Raw genomic sequence first — 14,796 nt, 5'->3', positions numbered from 1 at the left:
CATGCCTGGCCGCTCGCGCTGATAGTGTGCAGGGATTGTTCACCAGAGGAGTCGTGTGATGCAGGCAGGCGGTAAACCGAGGATCGGGGTGATCGGCACAGGCGCGATTGGCGGGTTCTATGGCGTGATGCTGGCTCGTGCCGGCTACGACGTTCACTTTCTGCTGCGCAGCGAATTTGCCGCCGTGGCCGAGGCTGGCCTGCGGGTCGACAGCGCGGTGCATGGCGCGCTGACGCTCCAGCCGGCCCAGGCCTATCGCTCGGCGGCCGACATGCCGCCTTGCGACTGGCTGCTGGTCGGTGCCAAGACCACCAGCAATGCCGACCTGGCCCCAGCCATCATCCAGTCCGCGGCCGACGGCGCGAAAGTCCTGTTGCTGCAGAATGGCCTCGATGTCGAAGAGGAACTGCGACCACTGTTACCCGATTCACTGCACCTGCTTGGCGGCTTGTGCCTGATCTGCGTCAATCGGCTCGGCCCGGGCGTCATTGCCCACCAGGCGCTCGGGGCAATCAACATCGGTTACCACAGCGGTCCAGGGACGGATCAGGCCGCACGCATGGCGATCGTCGAGGAGGGAGCGGGGCTGTTCCGGGCAGCGGGCCTGGATTCCCAGGCCATGCCAGACCTCGGGCAGGCACGCTGGCAGAAACTGGTGTGGAACGTGCCCTATAACGGCCTTTCGGTTCTGCTCGGCGCGAGCACCACGCCGCTGATGGCCGACGACCACAGTCGTGGACTGATCCAGGCGCTGATGGCTGAAGTGGTGCGTGGCGCACAAGCCTGCGGTCATGAGATCGCGCCAGGCTACGCGGAATATCTGTTCACGATGACCGGAAAAATGCCCGACTATTGGCCCAGCATGTACCACGACTATTCCCAACGGCGCCCGTTGGAGCTGGAGGCGATCTACGCTCGGCCACTGGCGAGGGCCAGGGCGGCGGGGTGCGAGTTGCCGAAAATCGAAGCCTTGTATCAGGCGCTGGCGTTCATCGATCGACGCAACCGCTGATCGGACGAAACGGGGGAAGCATGGCAAACAATATCGATGACAGGCTGGTGCTGGCGATTTCGTCGCGAGCGCTGTTCGACCTGAGCGAAAGCCACAAGGTTTACCTGTCGGGGGGCGTCGAAGCCTATCGGCAATACCAGATCGAACACGAGGATGAAGTCCTTGAACCGGGGGATGCCTTCGCGCTCGTGCAGAAACTGCTCAACCTCAACGAGCACCTGGGCCGTGCCCGCGTCGAGGTCATCCTGGTTTCGCGTAACAGCGCCGACACCGGCCTGCGGGTCTTCAACTCGATTCACCACTATGGACTGGCGATTTCCCGTGCCGCGTTTGTCGGCGGTCGCAGCCCATACCCGTACCTCAAGGCGTTCGGCTGCGATCTGTTCCTGTCCACTCACGCTGAAGATGTACGCAGTGCCCTGGATGCCGGATTTGCCGCGGCGACGATCCTTTCGGGCGGTGCCAGCCGCGCCGCCAGCGAAGAGCTGCGCATTGCCTTTGACGGCGACGCGGTGTTGTTTTCCGACGACTCTGAGCGTGTCTACCAGGCTGGTGGCCTGGAGGCGTTCCAGGCCAGCGAACGCCAGGCCGCGCGCGAGCCGCTGCGAGGAGGGCCGTTCAAGGGGTTCCTGGCGGCGCTCAATGCGCTGCAACGCGAATTCCCCGAGGACGCCTGCCCGATCCGGACCGCGCTGGTCACCGCCCGTTCGGCGCCGGCCCATGAGCGGGTCATCCGCACGTTGCGCGAATGGGACATCCGCCTGGACGAGTCGCTGTTTCTCGGTGGTCTGACCAAGTCCGCCTTCCTCGAAGCCTTTGCCGCCGACGTGTTTTTCGACGACCAGACCGGGCACTGCGAGCTTGCCCGGGAAGTGGTCGCCACCGGGCATGTGCCCCACGGCATCAGTAACGAAGTGAAGCCCTGAGCGCCCGTTCCCCGGGGCGCTGCTAAGCTGAATCAATCTCCGCCATCCTGGCACTCGAGGAGGTCACATGATTCGTTCGATGCTGTATGCCACGGACCTGGGGCTGTACGCCCCGTATGTGATGCAGCATGCCTTGGCGTTGGCACGGACGTTTGAAGCCGAGTTGTATGTGGTGCATGCGGTAGAGCCGATGGGGCTGTTCGCCGAATCGGTGTTGCAGAGCTATCTCGACGAGCAGGCGTTGAACGAATTTCATCGCCAGGGTCTGAGTACGGTGATGGCTAACATCGAGCAGCGGGTCCTCGACAATTTTCGCGAAGAGTTGGGCGAGGGGCAGCAGGACCTGAAATTGATCAAGTCGGTTCGGGTGTTCCAGGGCGACCCCTCCCAGGTCATTCTTGAACAGGCTGCGAAACTCTCCGTCGATTTGCTGATCGTAGGCAGTCATTGCCAGGGGGCGAGCGGCGAAACGCCGTTGGGCAGGACCGCCGCGCGGGTATTGCAGTTATCCCGCGTGCCGGTCTACCTGGTGCCGCTGGTCCAGCGCAGGCGCCAGGGCGAAGCTTGAGGCTAAATGATGGCTTTTTATAAAAAGTTCTAGATTTATTGGTGCGACCATTCATATAGTTATATACACCGTCGCTGATGCCCGTGACGTCCAACTGCTTTGAGGGATACATATGAAGCTTCAACAACTGCGCTACATCTGGGAAGTGGCGCACCACGACCTCAACGTTTCCGCAACCGCTCAAAGCCTCTACACGTCGCAACCTGGCATCAGCAAGCAGATCCGCCTCCTGGAAGACGAGCTGGGCGTCGAAGTCTTCGCCCGCAGCGGCAAGCACCTGACTCGCGTCACTCCCGCCGGTGAACGCATCATCACCACCGCCGGCGAGATCCTGCGCAAGGTCGAAAGCATCAAGCAGATCGCCCAGGAATTCTCCAACGAGAAAAAAGGCACCCTGTCCATCGCGACCACCCACACCCAGGCGCGTTATGCCTTGCCGCCGGTTATCAGCAATTTCATCAAGCAATACCCTGACGTGGCGCTGCACATGCACCAGGGGTTGCCGATGCAGATCGCCGAAATGGCCGCTGACGGCACCGTCGATTTCGCCATTGCCACCGAGGCCCTGGAGCTGTTCGGGGACCTGGTGATGATGCCGTGCTATCGCTGGAACCGCTGCGTGGTCGTGCCTCAGGGGCACCCGCTGACCAAGCTGCCGAAGCTGACCCTCGAAGCGCTGGCCGAATACCCGATCGTGACTTATGTGTTCGGTTTCACCGGTCGCTCGAAACTCGACGAAGCCTTCAGCCATCGCGGCCTGACCCCGAAAGTGGTGTTCACCGCTGCCGACGCCGACGTCATCAAGACCTATGTGCGCCTCGGACTGGGCGTGGGTATCGTCGCGAAGATGGCGGTCGACACCAAGCTCGACAATGACCTGGTGGTTCTGGATGCGAGCGAGTTGTTCGAATCCAGCGTGACCAAGATCGGTTTCCGCCGCGGTACGTTCCTGCGCGGATTCATGTGCGATTTCATCGAGAAATTTGCCCCGCACCTGACCCGGGAAGTCATGGCCAAGGCCATCCAGTGCCACAACAAGCAGGAACTCGAAGAACTGTTCGACGGCGTCGAACTGCCGGTGCATTAAGCAGACCTCTAGATCGCCTCGGTGACAGCGAACTGTTGCCGGGCGCCTGCCACGACGATCTCCACTTCATCCCCTTCGAATTTGCCCAACAGGCCTCGGCCCAGTGGTGAGCGAGGGGTGATGACGGTAATCGGCTGCCCCACCAGCGAGACCTTCAGCCCCGCCGCGTCGGGTCCCAGGAACAGCCACTGCTGGCGACCCTCCTCATCTTCCAGCCCGATCAATGTGCCGACCTGGATGCCGCGTTCTTCATCGTAAGGTCTCAGCGCGAGGTTCTGGCAGAGCACCAGTGCCTGGCGGATTTCCTCCACGCGCCTGGCTTGCCCGGCCGCAAGGTACGAAGCCTCCAGGCCCAGGGTGTCGTATTTGTTTTCGGCGATGTTTTCCTCGTGGGTCGCGGTTTCGTAGGCGGTCTGCGCGGCGCGTTCGGCGATATCGAGGTCAATCCTGAGCTTGTCGAGAATCAGTTGGTGGACGGTCTGTTTGTTCATGTTCATTCGCAGAATTGCAGGACATTGGCGCGGCTTTTCTCGCTAGGCGCGTTCTGGTCCTGTTGGAGCCAGAATTGACACTTTGGGTTGGACAGGTTGCGAGGGTTGCTGCGGGCCTGGTCGAGGGCCTGGCGTTGCTCGTTCTTCTGCAGGTTCTGTTGATACTGCTCGAACATTGGGGTTGGCGTTGGGGTCGGCTCCGGGGCTGGCGGTGCTGCCGGCGGCTGCGCCAATTGATGAACCGCGGCGGCCACCGGGGCCAGTTGCTCATCGAACAGAAACCTGGACAGCAGCCATCCCGTCAGCACGATGGCAAGGAATCCCAGCCACAAGCCCAAGGCGATGCCCAGCGTCAGTTGCAACGTTGTGAGGCGGGGAGAGGAGTGGTCGGGCATGTCTGCTTCCTGGCGATGAACATGGAGGATGCGTTGATTGTCGCATGAAGATTAATCGCCGTCGGCCCTTCTGCTTCACGGCTTTAATGCGGGACAATCAGGCTTTGCCACAGGGAGTCGGGAATGACTGTGCGTTGGGATATTTTTTGCACCGTCGTCGATAACTATGGCGACATCGGCGTCACCTGGCGCCTGGCTCGGCAATTGGTCGCCGAGCATCAATGCGCGGTGCGGCTGTGGGTCGACGACCTGCGCGCCTTCGAGCGGTTATGTCCGTCTATCGATGTCACGCTGACCGAGCAATGGCAGCAAGGCGTACAGGTGCGTCACTGGCCCAAGGACTGGCAGCCCACCGAAGCTGCCGATGTAGTGATCGCCGCATTTGCCTGCCAGTTGCCCAGCGCCTACATGGACGCGATGGCCGAGCGTCCGGCGGCGCCTTTGTGGATGAACCTCGATTACCTGAGCGCCGAGGATTGGGTGATCGGTTGTCACGGTTTGCCGTCGGTGAAGTACAAACATGTGCAGAAATATTTCTTTTTTCCGGGCTTTCAGGAGGGCACGGGTGGCTTGCTGCGGGAGGCCGGTTTGTTGGGGCGTCGTCGAGAATTTCAGCAGGATGGCGAGGCACAAAGGGCTTTCCTGCAAGGACTGGGCGTCGAGCGCGAGTCCGGGGCGCGGCTGATTTCGTTGTTTGCCTATGAGAACGACGGTTTGGCCAGCTGGTTTGATGCGCTGGCGAGGGATGCTCGTCTGTCGCATGTGCTGGTTCCGGAAAGCCGCATCCTCGCCGATGTGGAGCGTTGGGTTGGTATCGACGGCCTGAAAGCCGGTGCCTTGCATCGCCGTGGCGCCCTGACCGTGCAGGTGCTGCCTTTCGTGCGCCAGGATGAATACGATCAACTGTTGTGGTGCTGTGATTTCAACGCCGTGCGTGGCGAAGACTCCTTCGTGCGCGCGCAGTGGGCCGGCCGGCCGCTGCTCTGGCATATCTATCAACAGGAAGAGGACGTCCACCTGGAAAAACTCGAGGCGTTTCTCCGCTTGTATACCGAGGGGCTCCCGGAGGCTGCGGAAAAAGCGATCAGCGGTCTCTGGCGGGCCTGGAACGCCGGCCAAGGCGTGGCAGAGCACTGGAGCGCCGCCTGCGAGCAACACCAGGTGCTCGCCGAACATGCCCAGGCGTGGTGCCAGAAACAGGCCTCTCGAGCCGATCTTGCCACGGCGCTGGTGAAGTTTTACCGAAATTGGATATGATACGCGGCCTAGATTTTTGTAAATCCCATCCAAATTCGGATATTCGCAATGAAAACTGGTAAAGAACTCAAACCCGGTACCGTGATTCGTATCGACAACGATCCTTGGCTGGTTCAGAAAGCTGAATTCACCAAGTCGGGTCGTAACAGCGCGATCATGAAGACCAAGCTGAAAAACCTGCTGACCGGCTACAAGACCGAAACCGTCTACGGTGCGGACGACAAGCTGGACGACGTGATCCTGGACCGTAAAGAGGCGACCCTGTCTTTCATCAGCGGCGATACCTACACGTTCATGGACACCACTGACTACACCATGTACGAACTGAACGCCGAAGACATCGAAAGCGTCCTGCCATTCGTTGAAGAAGGCATGACCGACGTCTGCGAAGCCGTATTCTTCGAAGAGCGCCTGGTTTCCGTGGAACTGCCGACCACTATCGTGCGTGTAGTTGACTACACTGAAGGTTCCGCTCGCGGCGACACTTCCGGCAAGGTCATGAAGCCTGCCAAGCTGAGCAACGGTACTGAGCTGCAAGTTGCTGATTTCATCGAAATCGGTGACAAAATCGAGATCGATACCCGCGAAGGCGGTTCCTACAAAGGCCGCGCTAAATAAGCGAAGCTTTCTGTATGAAAGAAAAGCCCGACCATTGAGTCGGGCTTTTTATTTCCTTCATTTTCGATCCGGGCTCTGTGGCTCCAATATTTACTTCAGGTGTTGCTTGAGTTCCTCGGACGCCTGCAGCATCGCCGAACGCACCGCCGGCACCTGGCTCACCACGTTAAGCAAGCCATAATCGTGGATCATGCCGTTGTAGCGCACGGCTGTAACCGGTACACCCGCCGCATCCAGTTTGCGAGCGTAGGCTTCACCTTCGTCGCGCAGCACATCAGCCTCGGCGGTCTGCACCAGCGCCGGCGGGAGGCCCTTGAGTTGTGCGGTAGTTGCCCGCAATGGCGAGGCATAGATCTCGTTACGCTGCCCCGCATCGGTGGTGTAGTTGTCCCAGAACCACTTCATCATGTTCTTGCTGAGGAAGTGCCCTTCGGCGAACTGGTTGTAGGACGCCGTCTCGAAGCTGGCGTCGGTCACCGGCCACAACAATGCCTGGAAGCGGATCGCCGGCGTACCCTTGTCCTTGGCCATCAGCGCGACGACCGCCGCCATGTTGCCGCCGACGCTGTTGCCCGCTACGGCCAGGCGCTTGCCATCGACGTTGATCTGTTTGCCATGCTCGGCCACCCACTTTGTCGCGGCGTAGGCCTGGTTGATCGCTACCGGGTAATGCGCCTCGGGCGATGGTGTGTAGTTGACGAACACCGCAACGGCACCCGAACCCGCCACCAGATCCCGAACCAGTCGTTCATGGGTGGGGAAATCGCCCAGTACCCAGCCACCGCCGTGAAAGAACATGAACGCGGGCAACTCACCCTTGACCCCGGCCGGACGAACGATGGTCAGACTGATCGACTGGCCATCGACCTGGATGGTTTTCTCGCTGACGTCGGCCTTGGGTAGCGTCAACTTCACCCCCGCCTGGGCGCCGACCAATACGGCACGGGCATCTTTTGGCGACAACTGCTCCAGCGGTTTGCCGGTGCCGGCATTCAGTGCGTCGAGGAACGCCTGGGTGTTGTGCTCGACGATGCCGTCGGCGAAGGCGTTGCTGATGCTCAGGGCGAGAAGGGTGCCGGTCAGGGCTTTGCTGAGGGTGTTCATGTGAATCTCCTTGAAGGTCGGTCCGGGGTAGGGGTTTAGACGGTTACGTGCAGGCGAACATCAACGTTGCCGCGGGTGGCGTTGGAGTACGGGCAAACCTGGTGAGCGGCTTCCACAAGGCTTTGGGCGTCGACCTGGTCAAGACCTGGCAGGCTGATGTGCAGGTCGATGTCGAGACCAAAACCACCGGGAATCTGGCCGATGCCGACGTGAGCAGTGATCGAGGCGTCGTCCGGGATCTTGCGTTTGCTCTGGCTGGCGACAAATTTCAGCGCGCCGATGAAGCAGGCCGAGTAGCCGGCGGCGAACAGTTGCTCTGGGTTGGTCGCAGCACCGCCCGCACCGCCGAGTTCCTTGGGCGTGGCAAGTTTGACGTCGAGGATGTTATCGCTGGAGATGGCACGACCGTCACGGCCGCCGGTGGAGGTTGCGATTGCGGTGTAGAGAGTTTTCATGGTGGACGCCTCGTTTTATGGTTGGTTTGCTGCGCTAATTATTTGCGCGCTAAGTAGGTGTGGGAAGAATGTAATACGCAAGTGTTTTGCGCGCAAGATAAAAATTCGAAATGAGTTTGGACAGACCAGTCCTGGATGGCTGAGAGCCTTGGTTTAGAGCGGTTTAGGGGGGCTGAATTTTTTTGATGTGCGAGGTCTGGCAGGCCGGCCGGCGCCTTCGCGAGCAGGCTCGCTCCCACAGGGGATCGGTGGTGGGCACTAATATTGTTGCCAGTGAGGGTCAATGTGGGAGCGAGCCTGCTCGCGAAAGCGGTGGTTCAGTTGGCGGCGATGCTGGAGGTGCCGGCGCCTTCGCGAGCAGGCTCGCTCCCACAGGGGATCGGTGGTGGGCACTAATATTGTGACCAGTGAGGGTCAATGTGGGAGCGAGCCTGCTCGCGAAAGCGGTGGTTCAGTTGGCGGCGATGCTGGAGATGCCGGCGCCTTCGCGAGCAGGCTCACTCCCACAGGATTGGTTGCGTCAGAAAAATCAAAGGCTGTCCTGCAAATGCCCGCGCAGTTCCTGCAGGTCATGTTGCAGTTTTTTCAGTTGTTCCAGCGTCTGGCCGCTCGCGGCGAGGATGCATTGGGGGATGTCGAGGGCCTTTTTCTGCAGGGCGCGGCCCTGTTCGGTCAGCTCGACAATGACCACGCGTTCATCTTCACGGCTGCGGGTGCGACTCAACAGGCCTTCGGCCTCCAGGCGCTTGAGCAGCGGGGTCAGGGAGCCAGGGTCGGTGAGCAGGCGGTTACTGATTTCGCCGACGGTCAGCCCGTCTTGTTCCCACAACACCATCATCGCCAGGTACTGCGGATAGGTCAGGCCCAACGCCTGGAGCAGGGGCTTGTAGACCTTGGTCATCAACAGCGACGTGGAGTGCAGGGCGAAGCAGACCTGGTTTTCCAGCAGCAGGGCTTCGCAAGGATCGGGGGTGTCGTGTTGGGTAGTCATGGCAAAACCTTTCATCAATGATCGTTACGAATCTAGCGGACAAGCCTTTAATGCACCAGATAATTCTGACGTATTGATCAGCCGTTACGTTTCCTGGTGACCGCCAACTGGGTAGGATAGGCGCCCTGATTAAGGGGAGAGTCGTCTGTGATCGAGGTCATGCTGTATTTGCTGTTGGGCGCCGCGCTGGGCACTTTGGGGGGATTGTTCGGCATTGGTGGCGGGCTGATCGCGATTCCAGTTCTGGGTGTATGGTTCGGCCTGGATCAGCATCTCGCCCAAGGTACGGCATTGGTGATGGTCGTCCCCAACGTGATGCTGGCGCTGTGGCGTTATCACCAGCGTAATCGTATCGAAATGCGCCATGTCCTGCCGCTGGCATCCATGGGCTTCTGCTTCGCGTGGCTTGGCTCCATCTGGGCCGTGGGCATTGACGCGCAAAGCATGCGGATTGGTTTTGTGGTGTTCCTGGTGGTCCTGGCGGCCTACAACCTGATCCGCATGTTCGCCGCGACGGCGCCGGCTTCGGCGCGGATGCGCCACGGCTGGCCTTGGCTCGCCGTGCTGGGCGCGGCATCGGGCACCATGGGCGGTCTGTTTGGGGTGGGCGGAGCGGTTGTCGCCACGCCAATACTGACCAGCGTGTTTGGCACTTCCCAGGTCGTCGCCCAAGGGTTGTCCCTGGCGCTGGCCTTGCCCAGCACGGGTGTGACCCTTGCCACCTATGCGTTTCACCATGAGGTGAACTGGTGGATCGGGCTGCCCCTGGCTGTCGGTGGGCTGATGAGCATCAGTTGGGGGGTGAAGGTCGCCCACGCGATGCCGGAGCGATTGCTGCGCGGGCTGTTCTGCGGCTTCCTGGTGCTGTGCGCGGTGTTGCTCCTGCTTAAAGTTTGAAACCTTCGACGATGTGTTCGGCCAGGCACTCGGTGATCGGCGACGGATTGTGCAGGTTGCGGATCAACATGATGCTGGCCTCGGGCAGCTCCGGCAGGTTCTCGGCCTCGCCTAGGACGCGCATGTCCGGGGTCAGCAGGCTCTCCAGTTGCGCGGTGATCGCCAGGCCCGCGCCGACCACCGCCATGATCGCTGACAGGCTTGAGCTGTTGTACGCCACGCGATAATCACGCCCCATGGCGTCCAGCGCATTGCACGCCCATTGCCGACAGAAACAATCACTGTTGAACATCGCCAGCGGCAGCGGTGTTTGTTCATGAGTGTTGAAGCAGGCCGCCTCGGCCCAGACAAAACGTTCCTTGCGCAGCAACTGACCGATCTCGTCGCCTGGTTTGCGAGTGACGATGGACAGGTCGAGATCCTGGCGCAGCAGCAGTTGCTTGGACGATTCGCAGTGCACTTCGATTTCGATCAGTGGATAGAACTGGGCGAAGCGCTGCAGGATTCCCGGCAAAAAGCGCATCACATAATCGTCCGGCGTGCCGATGCGGACCGTGCCGACCATGTGCGGTTCGCGCAGCGTGTTGAACACTTCACTGTGCAGCTTGAGGATCCGCCGGGCGTAACCCAGCAACACCTGGCCCTCGGCGGTGAGCTTGACCTGCCGCCCGTCGCGCTCGAACAGGCGGCGCTGCAAGACGTCCTCTTCCAGGCGCTTCATCTGCATGCTGACGGCCGATTGCGTACGGTTGACTAGCTCCCCGGCGCGAGTGAAGCCGCCCTGGTCGGCGATGGCGACGAAGGTCCGCAGCACTTCCGTATCAATGCTCGGGTAACTCGACAATTGATCAATCTCCGAGATGTATTGCATAAGAAACATTCGTTGGATTGATCTTAGCCCTGGCGCGAGACTAGAGCCATCCCCAACGGAGGACATCACGATGAAAGGTCAAAAAGGTTATTTGCTGATTGATAAATTCTCATCCCACGGTTTTTCGCTCAGCGCGCTGTTGCACAAGTTTAGCCGCTGGTACGAATTGCACCACGAGCGTGAACTGCTCGCCTCGATGAGCGATGAGGCGCTCAAGGACATAGGTGTCAGCCGTGCCGATGTTGAAAAGGAAGTGGTTCGGCCATTCTGGGATGACCCGATGCACAAATGAGCCATCCTTCCCTACACAAACCGCTTAATGGTGAGGTAGGTTGCGAGCAGACAAGGAGATCTCCATGCCCGCGACTGTATCCTTTACCCTCAGACAGGCCCGACGCCTGGCGTTGGCCGCCCAAGGATTCGATGGGCGACCATCGCCAGCTTCGGTGCAACCCGCGCGCCTCAACCGTCTGATCGAGCGCCTCGGCGTCGTGCAGATCGATTCAGTCAATGCCTTGGTGCGCTCGCATTACCTCCCGCTGTTCTCCCGCCTTGGTCACTACAATCGTGACTTGCTCGATCAGGCAGCCTGGAGCCAGGGGGGCCGCCGTACGTTGTTTGAATATTGGGGGCATGAAGCTTCGTTGATGCCGGTTGCGATGTATCCGCTGATGCGTTGGCGCATGGCGCGGGCGGCCCGTGGCGAAGGCATTTACCAGCAGTTGGCGCGGTTTGGTCGTGAGCGGCAGGACGTGATTCATCGGGTCCTTCAGGCGGTTCAGGAGCAGGGCGCGCTTGGCGCCGGCAGCTTGTCCACCCGTCAGGAGAAGGCCGGTCCCTGGTGGGACTGGAGCGCCGAGAAACATGCGCTGGAATGGCTGTTCGCCGCGGGCAAAGTCACCGTAGCCGGGCGGCGGGGGTTCGAGCGGCTCTATGATCTGCCTGAGCGGGTGCTGCCCGAGTCGGTCCTGCGCCAACCGCAGCTGGACGAAGCCCATGCCCAACGCGCGTTGCTCCTGCATGCGGCGCAGGCCTTGGGCGTCGGCACCGAGAAGGACCTGCGTGATTACTTCCGCCTGGATCCGGCCGACAGCCGCGCGCGACTGGCCGAGTTGGAGGAGGCGGGTGAGTTGTTGCGATGTCAGGTGCAGGGCTGGAAGCAGCCGGCCTGGTGCCAACCCACCGTGAAAATCCCCCGCAAGGTCGCTGCCAGTGCCTTGCTGTCGCCGTTCGACTCGCTGGTCTGGGAGCGCAGCCGCACCGAGCGCTTGTTCGACTTCCGCTATCGCCTGGAAATCTACACGCCGGTGCACAAGCGCGTGTATGGCTATTACGTCTTGCCGTTTTTGCACAATGAGCGGATTGCGGCGCGGGTCGATCTTCGTGCGGAGCGGGCCTTGGGGCGGCTGGCCGTGCATGCCGTGCATGAGGAAGAGCCGGGGCTTGACGAGGAGGGCATGCAGGCGCTGGCGATGAATCTGCGGCGCATGGCTGACTGGTTGGGACTGGAGCGGGTGCAGCTCAATTGCCAGCGGGAGGGTGGGGCGCGGTTGGCGGTGGCGTTGGCGCGGGTTGATGGTGGCTGAGCTGGCCCCTTCGCGAGCAGGCTCGCTCCCACAAGGTATTTATGGTGACCACGGCTTTTGTGTCCGCAGCCAGTCACCTGTGGGAGCGAGCCTGCTCGCGAAGCGATTGAGCAGGCGAAGAAGCCCCTACTGACTCACCGCCGTACCTGCTTCAGCGTCTCGGCAATCAAGAACGCCAGCTCCAGCGACTGATCGGCATTCATCCGCGGGTCGCAGTGCGTGTGGTAACGATCCGACAGCCCATCCTCGGTGATCGGTCGGGCGCCGCCGATGCATTCGGTGACGTTCTGCCCGGTCATCTCGATATGAATCCCGCCGGCGTAGGTCCCTTCGGCTTCATGCACCTGGAAGAACTGCTTCACCTCGCCAAGAATCTGCGCAAAATCCCGGGTCTTGTAGCCGCTGCTGGCCTTGATGGTATTGCCGTGCATCGGGTCGGAACTCCAGAGCACCTGCTTGCCTTCACGCTGCACGGCGCGCAACAGTTGCGGCAGGTGATCAGCGACCTTGTTGGCGCCCATCCGCGCGATCAGGTTCAGTCGACCGGGGTCGTTATCCGGGTTGAGCACGTCGATCAGGCGGATCAGGTCGTCAGGGTTCATGCTCGGGCCGACCTTGACCCCGATCGGGTTGTTCACCCCCCGCAGGAACTCCACATGCGCTCCGTCCAGCTGGCGGGTACGATCGCCGATCCACAGCATGTGGGCGGAGCAGTCGTAATAATCGTTGGTCAGGCTGTCACGGCGTACGAAGGCTTCTTCATAGTTGAGCAACAACGCTTCGTGGGCGGTGAAAAAACTGGTCTCGCGCAGTTGCGGCGAGCTGTCCATGCCGCAGGCGCGCATGAACGCCAGGGTTTCGTCGATGCGGTCGGCCAGGTGGCTGTACTTTTCCGCCAGGGCCGAGTTGGCGATGAAGTCCAGGTTCCACTTATGCACCTGGTGCAGATCGGCGAACCCGCCCTGGGCGAACGCCCGCAGCAGGTTGAGGGTTGCGGTGGACTGATGATAGGACTGCAAAAGCCGCTCCGGATCCGGCACGCGACTTTTCTCGTCGAAGCCGATGCCGTTGACGATGTCGCCCCGGTAGGCCGGTAGTGTCACGCCATCGATCGTCTCATCGTTGGCCGAGCGAGGTTTGGCGAACTGGCCCGCCATGCGCCCGACCTTGACCACCGGGCAACCGGCGGCGAAGGTCATGACGATCGCCATTTGCAGCAGCACCTTGAAGGTGTCGCGGATCTTGGCGGCGGAAAATTCGGCAAAGCTCTCGGCGCAATCGCCGCCCTGCAGCAGGAATGCCCGACCCTGGGTGACTTCGGCAAACTGACGACGCAATTCCCGGGCTTCACCGGCAAACACCAAGGGCGGATAACTGGCCAGGGTCTGCTCCACCTGCAGCAGATGCGCCGCGTCGGGGTAGCGAGGTTGTTGCTGGATCGGCAGGGCGCGCCAGCTGTCAGGGCTCCAGGGTTGGCTCATCATGATCTCTAGGTGATTTACGCTCGGGCGCTCATGTTATCAGCAAATTAGTGCGTGACCTGTTCCGCTCGCTTCGCCGACAATCGCGCCTTTGCCCCGTTTGCGCGGGCTTGAGCCAGCACGGCAACATCAGGAGAGGAAATGACAGAGGAGCGCGTCGAGCATTTGCTCGCCGAGGTGCACGACGAGTTCGGCATGATCCGCGTACTCGAAGTGGCCGATTACCGGTTTCTCGAATTTGGCGATGCGATCGAGCAGAGCTGCGTGTTCACGGCTGATCCGAGCTGGCTCGAATATGACTACACCCGCGCCATGCTCATCGGTGCGTTGTGCCACGAGCAACCGGAGAGCGCGCTGTTCCTCGGGCTGGGGGCCGGTACGCTGACCCAGGCCTGTCTCAAGTTCCTGCCGCTGGAGGATGTCGAGGCCATCGAACTGCGCCCCGACGTGCCGCGCCTGGCCATCGAATACCTCGGGCTGGACGATGATCCGCGCCTGTACATTCGTGTCGGTGATGCCTTGGAGCTGCTTGAAACGGCGGAGCCGGCGGACCTGATTTTCGTCGACCTCTATACCGATGTCGGTCCCGGCGTCGGTCACCTGGCCTGGGGATTTCTGGAAAACTGCCAGAAGCGCCTCAATCCCGGCGGCTGGCTGGTGATCAACCAGTGGGCCACCGACGATGGCAAGCCGCTGGGCGCGGCGCTCTTGCGCGGCTTGTATCACCGGCACTACTGGGAGTTGCCGGTGAAGGAGGGCAACGTCATCCTGATCGTGCCGGCGGACCTGGACCAGGCATTGGACATGCAAGGTCTGGTCGCCCGTGCCGAAGGGCTCGCGCCGCGGCTGGGTTATTCGTTGCAATCGTTGATCAAGGCAATCCGCCCGGCGACTTGATCAGGATCTGCAAGAGTTCTTTGGATGGGTTCCCCCCGTGGCGAGGGAGCTTGCTCCCGCTGGGCCGCGAAGCGGCCCCTTCGATTCCAGATATCAACCCAGGCGTCTGCTTCGCAGCCGAGCGGGAGCAAGCTCCCTCGCCACAGGGAGCTCATCACAG

Annotated in this window: 17 protein-coding genes; 10 read left to right on the top strand and 7 right to left on the bottom strand. The window is 61.0% G+C overall.

Translation table 11 applies throughout. The annotated features are described in order from the left end of the window. Positions 1-58 precede the first annotated feature (58 nt). From J3P86_RS18120 to cysB, 4 genes are all read left to right on the top strand, one after another. Positions 59-1,012 carry a putative 2-dehydropantoate 2-reductase gene (locus J3P86_RS18120; protein WP_434698574.1) on the top strand — a complete coding sequence of 318 codons (954 nt, stop codon included), beginning with the start codon at positions 59-61 and terminating at the stop codon, positions 1,010-1,012. Positions 1,013-1,032: 20 nt separating this feature from the next. Further along, positions 1,033-1,938, top strand: coding sequence for a 5'-nucleotidase (locus tag J3P86_RS18115; protein ID WP_434698573.1), 906 nt, complete (start codon positions 1,033-1,035; stop codon positions 1,936-1,938). Positions 1,939-2,005: 67 nt separating this feature from the next. Continuing rightward, positions 2,006-2,506, top strand: a complete 501-nt coding sequence (locus J3P86_RS18110; RefSeq protein ID WP_305499752.1) for a universal stress protein — start codon at positions 2,006-2,008, stop codon at positions 2,504-2,506. Between the two features lie 112 nt (positions 2,507-2,618). After that, positions 2,619-3,593: an HTH-type transcriptional regulator CysB gene (gene cysB / locus J3P86_RS18105; RefSeq protein WP_434698572.1), complete on the top strand. Its 975-nt coding sequence runs from the start codon at positions 2,619-2,621 to the stop codon at positions 3,591-3,593. 8 nt (positions 3,594-3,601) lie between these two features. Here cysB and J3P86_RS18100 read toward each other — a convergent pair whose 3' ends face one another. Continuing rightward, entirely contained in the window at positions 3,602-4,084 is a 483-nt protein-coding gene (locus J3P86_RS18100) for a GreA/GreB family elongation factor (protein ID WP_305499756.1), read from the bottom strand. A 2-nt stretch (positions 4,085-4,086) separates the two neighbouring features. Continuing rightward, on the bottom strand, positions 4,087-4,479 hold the full coding sequence (locus tag J3P86_RS18095; protein WP_305499758.1) for a hypothetical protein: 393 nt from the start codon (positions 4,477-4,479) through the stop codon (positions 4,087-4,089). Positions 4,480-4,602: 123 nt separating this feature from the next. On the opposite strand from J3P86_RS18095, the gene earP reads away from it, so the two are divergent. Together earP and J3P86_RS18085 are read left to right on the top strand one after the other, a co-directional pair. Continuing rightward, positions 4,603-5,736, top strand: coding sequence for an elongation factor P maturation arginine rhamnosyltransferase EarP (gene earP / locus J3P86_RS18090; RefSeq protein ID WP_434698571.1), 1,134 nt, complete (start codon positions 4,603-4,605; stop codon positions 5,734-5,736). Positions 5,737-5,784: 48 nt separating this feature from the next. After that, complete coding sequence (locus tag J3P86_RS18085) at positions 5,785-6,354, top strand: elongation factor P (RefSeq protein ID WP_025113141.1); 570 nt, start codon at positions 5,785-5,787, stop codon at positions 6,352-6,354. A 90-nt stretch (positions 6,355-6,444) separates the two neighbouring features. On the opposite strand, the gene J3P86_RS18080 is transcribed toward J3P86_RS18085, so the two are convergent. From J3P86_RS18080 to J3P86_RS18070, 3 genes are all read right to left on the bottom strand, one after another. Then, on the bottom strand, positions 6,445-7,458 hold the full coding sequence (locus tag J3P86_RS18080) for an alpha/beta hydrolase (RefSeq protein ID WP_434572808.1): 1,014 nt from the start codon (positions 7,456-7,458) through the stop codon (positions 6,445-6,447). Positions 7,459-7,493: 35 nt separating this feature from the next. Beyond that, positions 7,494-7,913, bottom strand: a complete 420-nt coding sequence (locus tag J3P86_RS18075) for an organic hydroperoxide resistance protein (protein WP_434629447.1) — start codon at positions 7,911-7,913, stop codon at positions 7,494-7,496. Between the two features lie 529 nt (positions 7,914-8,442). Further along, on the bottom strand, positions 8,443-8,904 hold the full coding sequence (locus J3P86_RS18070; protein WP_434572811.1) for a MarR family winged helix-turn-helix transcriptional regulator: 462 nt from the start codon (positions 8,902-8,904) through the stop codon (positions 8,443-8,445). Positions 8,905-9,063: 159 nt separating this feature from the next. Here J3P86_RS18070 and J3P86_RS18065 point away from each other — a divergent pair, with 159 nt between their 5' ends. Next, the gene (locus J3P86_RS18065; RefSeq protein ID WP_434631224.1) at positions 9,064-9,801 is read left to right on the top strand and encodes a sulfite exporter TauE/SafE family protein; all 738 of its coding nucleotides are present in this window, start codon (positions 9,064-9,066) and stop codon (positions 9,799-9,801) included. On the opposite strand, the gene J3P86_RS18060 is transcribed toward J3P86_RS18065, so the two are convergent. Then, positions 9,791-10,645 carry a LysR substrate-binding domain-containing protein gene (locus J3P86_RS18060; RefSeq protein WP_420764840.1) on the bottom strand — a complete coding sequence of 285 codons (855 nt, stop codon included), beginning with the start codon at positions 10,643-10,645 and terminating at the stop codon, positions 9,791-9,793. The two genes, J3P86_RS18065 and J3P86_RS18060, sit on opposite strands and share 11 nt — an antisense overlap. Positions 10,646-10,742: 97 nt before the next feature. On the opposite strand from J3P86_RS18060, the gene J3P86_RS18055 reads away from it, so the two are divergent. Together J3P86_RS18055 and J3P86_RS18050 are read left to right on the top strand one after the other, a co-directional pair. Further along, positions 10,743-10,964 (top strand): DUF1127 domain-containing protein, encoded by a 222-nt coding sequence (locus tag J3P86_RS18055; protein ID WP_305499769.1) that lies wholly within the window; start codon positions 10,743-10,745, stop codon positions 10,962-10,964. Positions 10,965-11,028: 64 nt separating this feature from the next. Further along, positions 11,029-12,258: a winged helix-turn-helix domain-containing protein gene (locus J3P86_RS18050; protein WP_434698570.1), complete on the top strand. Its 1,230-nt coding sequence runs from the start codon at positions 11,029-11,031 to the stop codon at positions 12,256-12,258. A 134-nt stretch (positions 12,259-12,392) separates the two neighbouring features. Here J3P86_RS18050 and J3P86_RS18045 read toward each other — a convergent pair whose 3' ends face one another. Then, a complete protein-coding gene (locus tag J3P86_RS18045) occupies positions 12,393-13,739 on the bottom strand; it encodes a class II 3-deoxy-7-phosphoheptulonate synthase (RefSeq protein ID WP_305499772.1) in 1,347 nt (448 codons plus the stop codon). 141 nt (positions 13,740-13,880) lie between these two features. On the opposite strand from J3P86_RS18045, the gene J3P86_RS18040 reads away from it, so the two are divergent. Then, entirely contained in the window at positions 13,881-14,636 is a 756-nt protein-coding gene (locus J3P86_RS18040) for a spermidine synthase (protein ID WP_305499774.1), read from the top strand. Positions 14,637-14,796 lie beyond the last annotated feature (160 nt).

Source organism: Pseudomonas sp. D1-1, from assembly GCF_051132225.1.
Taxonomy (GTDB): domain Bacteria; phylum Pseudomonadota; class Gammaproteobacteria; order Pseudomonadales; family Pseudomonadaceae; genus Aquipseudomonas.
This window is presented reverse-complemented; position numbering and strand designations above follow the sequence as displayed.

Excerpts from the sequence above, each read along its gene's own strand:
- J3P86_RS18065 (WP_434631224.1), top strand. The coding sequence starts at position 9,064 with ATGCTGTATTTGCTGTTGGGCGCCGCGCTGGGCACTTTGGGGGGATTG.
- J3P86_RS18070 (WP_434572811.1), bottom strand. The coding sequence starts at position 8,904 with ATGACTACCCAACACGACACCCCCGATCCTTGCGAAGCCCTGCTGCTG.
- J3P86_RS18100 (WP_305499756.1), bottom strand. The coding sequence starts at position 4,084 with ATGAACAAACAGACCGTCCACCAACTGATTCTCGACAAGCTCAGGATT.
- J3P86_RS18040 (WP_305499774.1), top strand. The coding sequence starts at position 13,881 with ATGACAGAGGAGCGCGTCGAGCATTTGCTCGCCGAGGTGCACGACGAG.
- J3P86_RS18095 (WP_305499758.1), bottom strand. The coding sequence starts at position 4,479 with ATGCCCGACCACTCCTCTCCCCGCCTCACAACGTTGCAACTGACGCTG.
- J3P86_RS18120 (WP_434698574.1), top strand. The coding sequence starts at position 59 with ATGCAGGCAGGCGGTAAACCGAGGATCGGGGTGATCGGCACAGGCGCG.
- J3P86_RS18055 (WP_305499769.1), top strand. The coding sequence starts at position 10,743 with ATGAAAGGTCAAAAAGGTTATTTGCTGATTGATAAATTCTCATCCCAC.
- J3P86_RS18080 (WP_434572808.1), bottom strand. The coding sequence starts at position 7,458 with ATGAACACCCTCAGCAAAGCCCTGACCGGCACCCTTCTCGCCCTGAGC.
- J3P86_RS18050 (WP_434698570.1), top strand. The coding sequence starts at position 11,029 with ATGCCCGCGACTGTATCCTTTACCCTCAGACAGGCCCGACGCCTGGCG.
- J3P86_RS18045 (WP_305499772.1), bottom strand. The coding sequence starts at position 13,739 with ATGAGCCAACCCTGGAGCCCTGACAGCTGGCGCGCCCTGCCGATCCAG.
- J3P86_RS18085 (WP_025113141.1), top strand. The coding sequence starts at position 5,785 with ATGAAAACTGGTAAAGAACTCAAACCCGGTACCGTGATTCGTATCGAC.
- J3P86_RS18075 (WP_434629447.1), bottom strand. The coding sequence starts at position 7,913 with ATGAAAACTCTCTACACCGCAATCGCAACCTCCACCGGCGGCCGTGAC.
- earP (WP_434698571.1), top strand. The coding sequence starts at position 4,603 with ATGACTGTGCGTTGGGATATTTTTTGCACCGTCGTCGATAACTATGGC.
- cysB (WP_434698572.1), top strand. The coding sequence starts at position 2,619 with ATGAAGCTTCAACAACTGCGCTACATCTGGGAAGTGGCGCACCACGAC.
- J3P86_RS18110 (WP_305499752.1), top strand. The coding sequence starts at position 2,006 with ATGATTCGTTCGATGCTGTATGCCACGGACCTGGGGCTGTACGCCCCG.
- J3P86_RS18115 (WP_434698573.1), top strand. The coding sequence starts at position 1,033 with ATGGCAAACAATATCGATGACAGGCTGGTGCTGGCGATTTCGTCGCGA.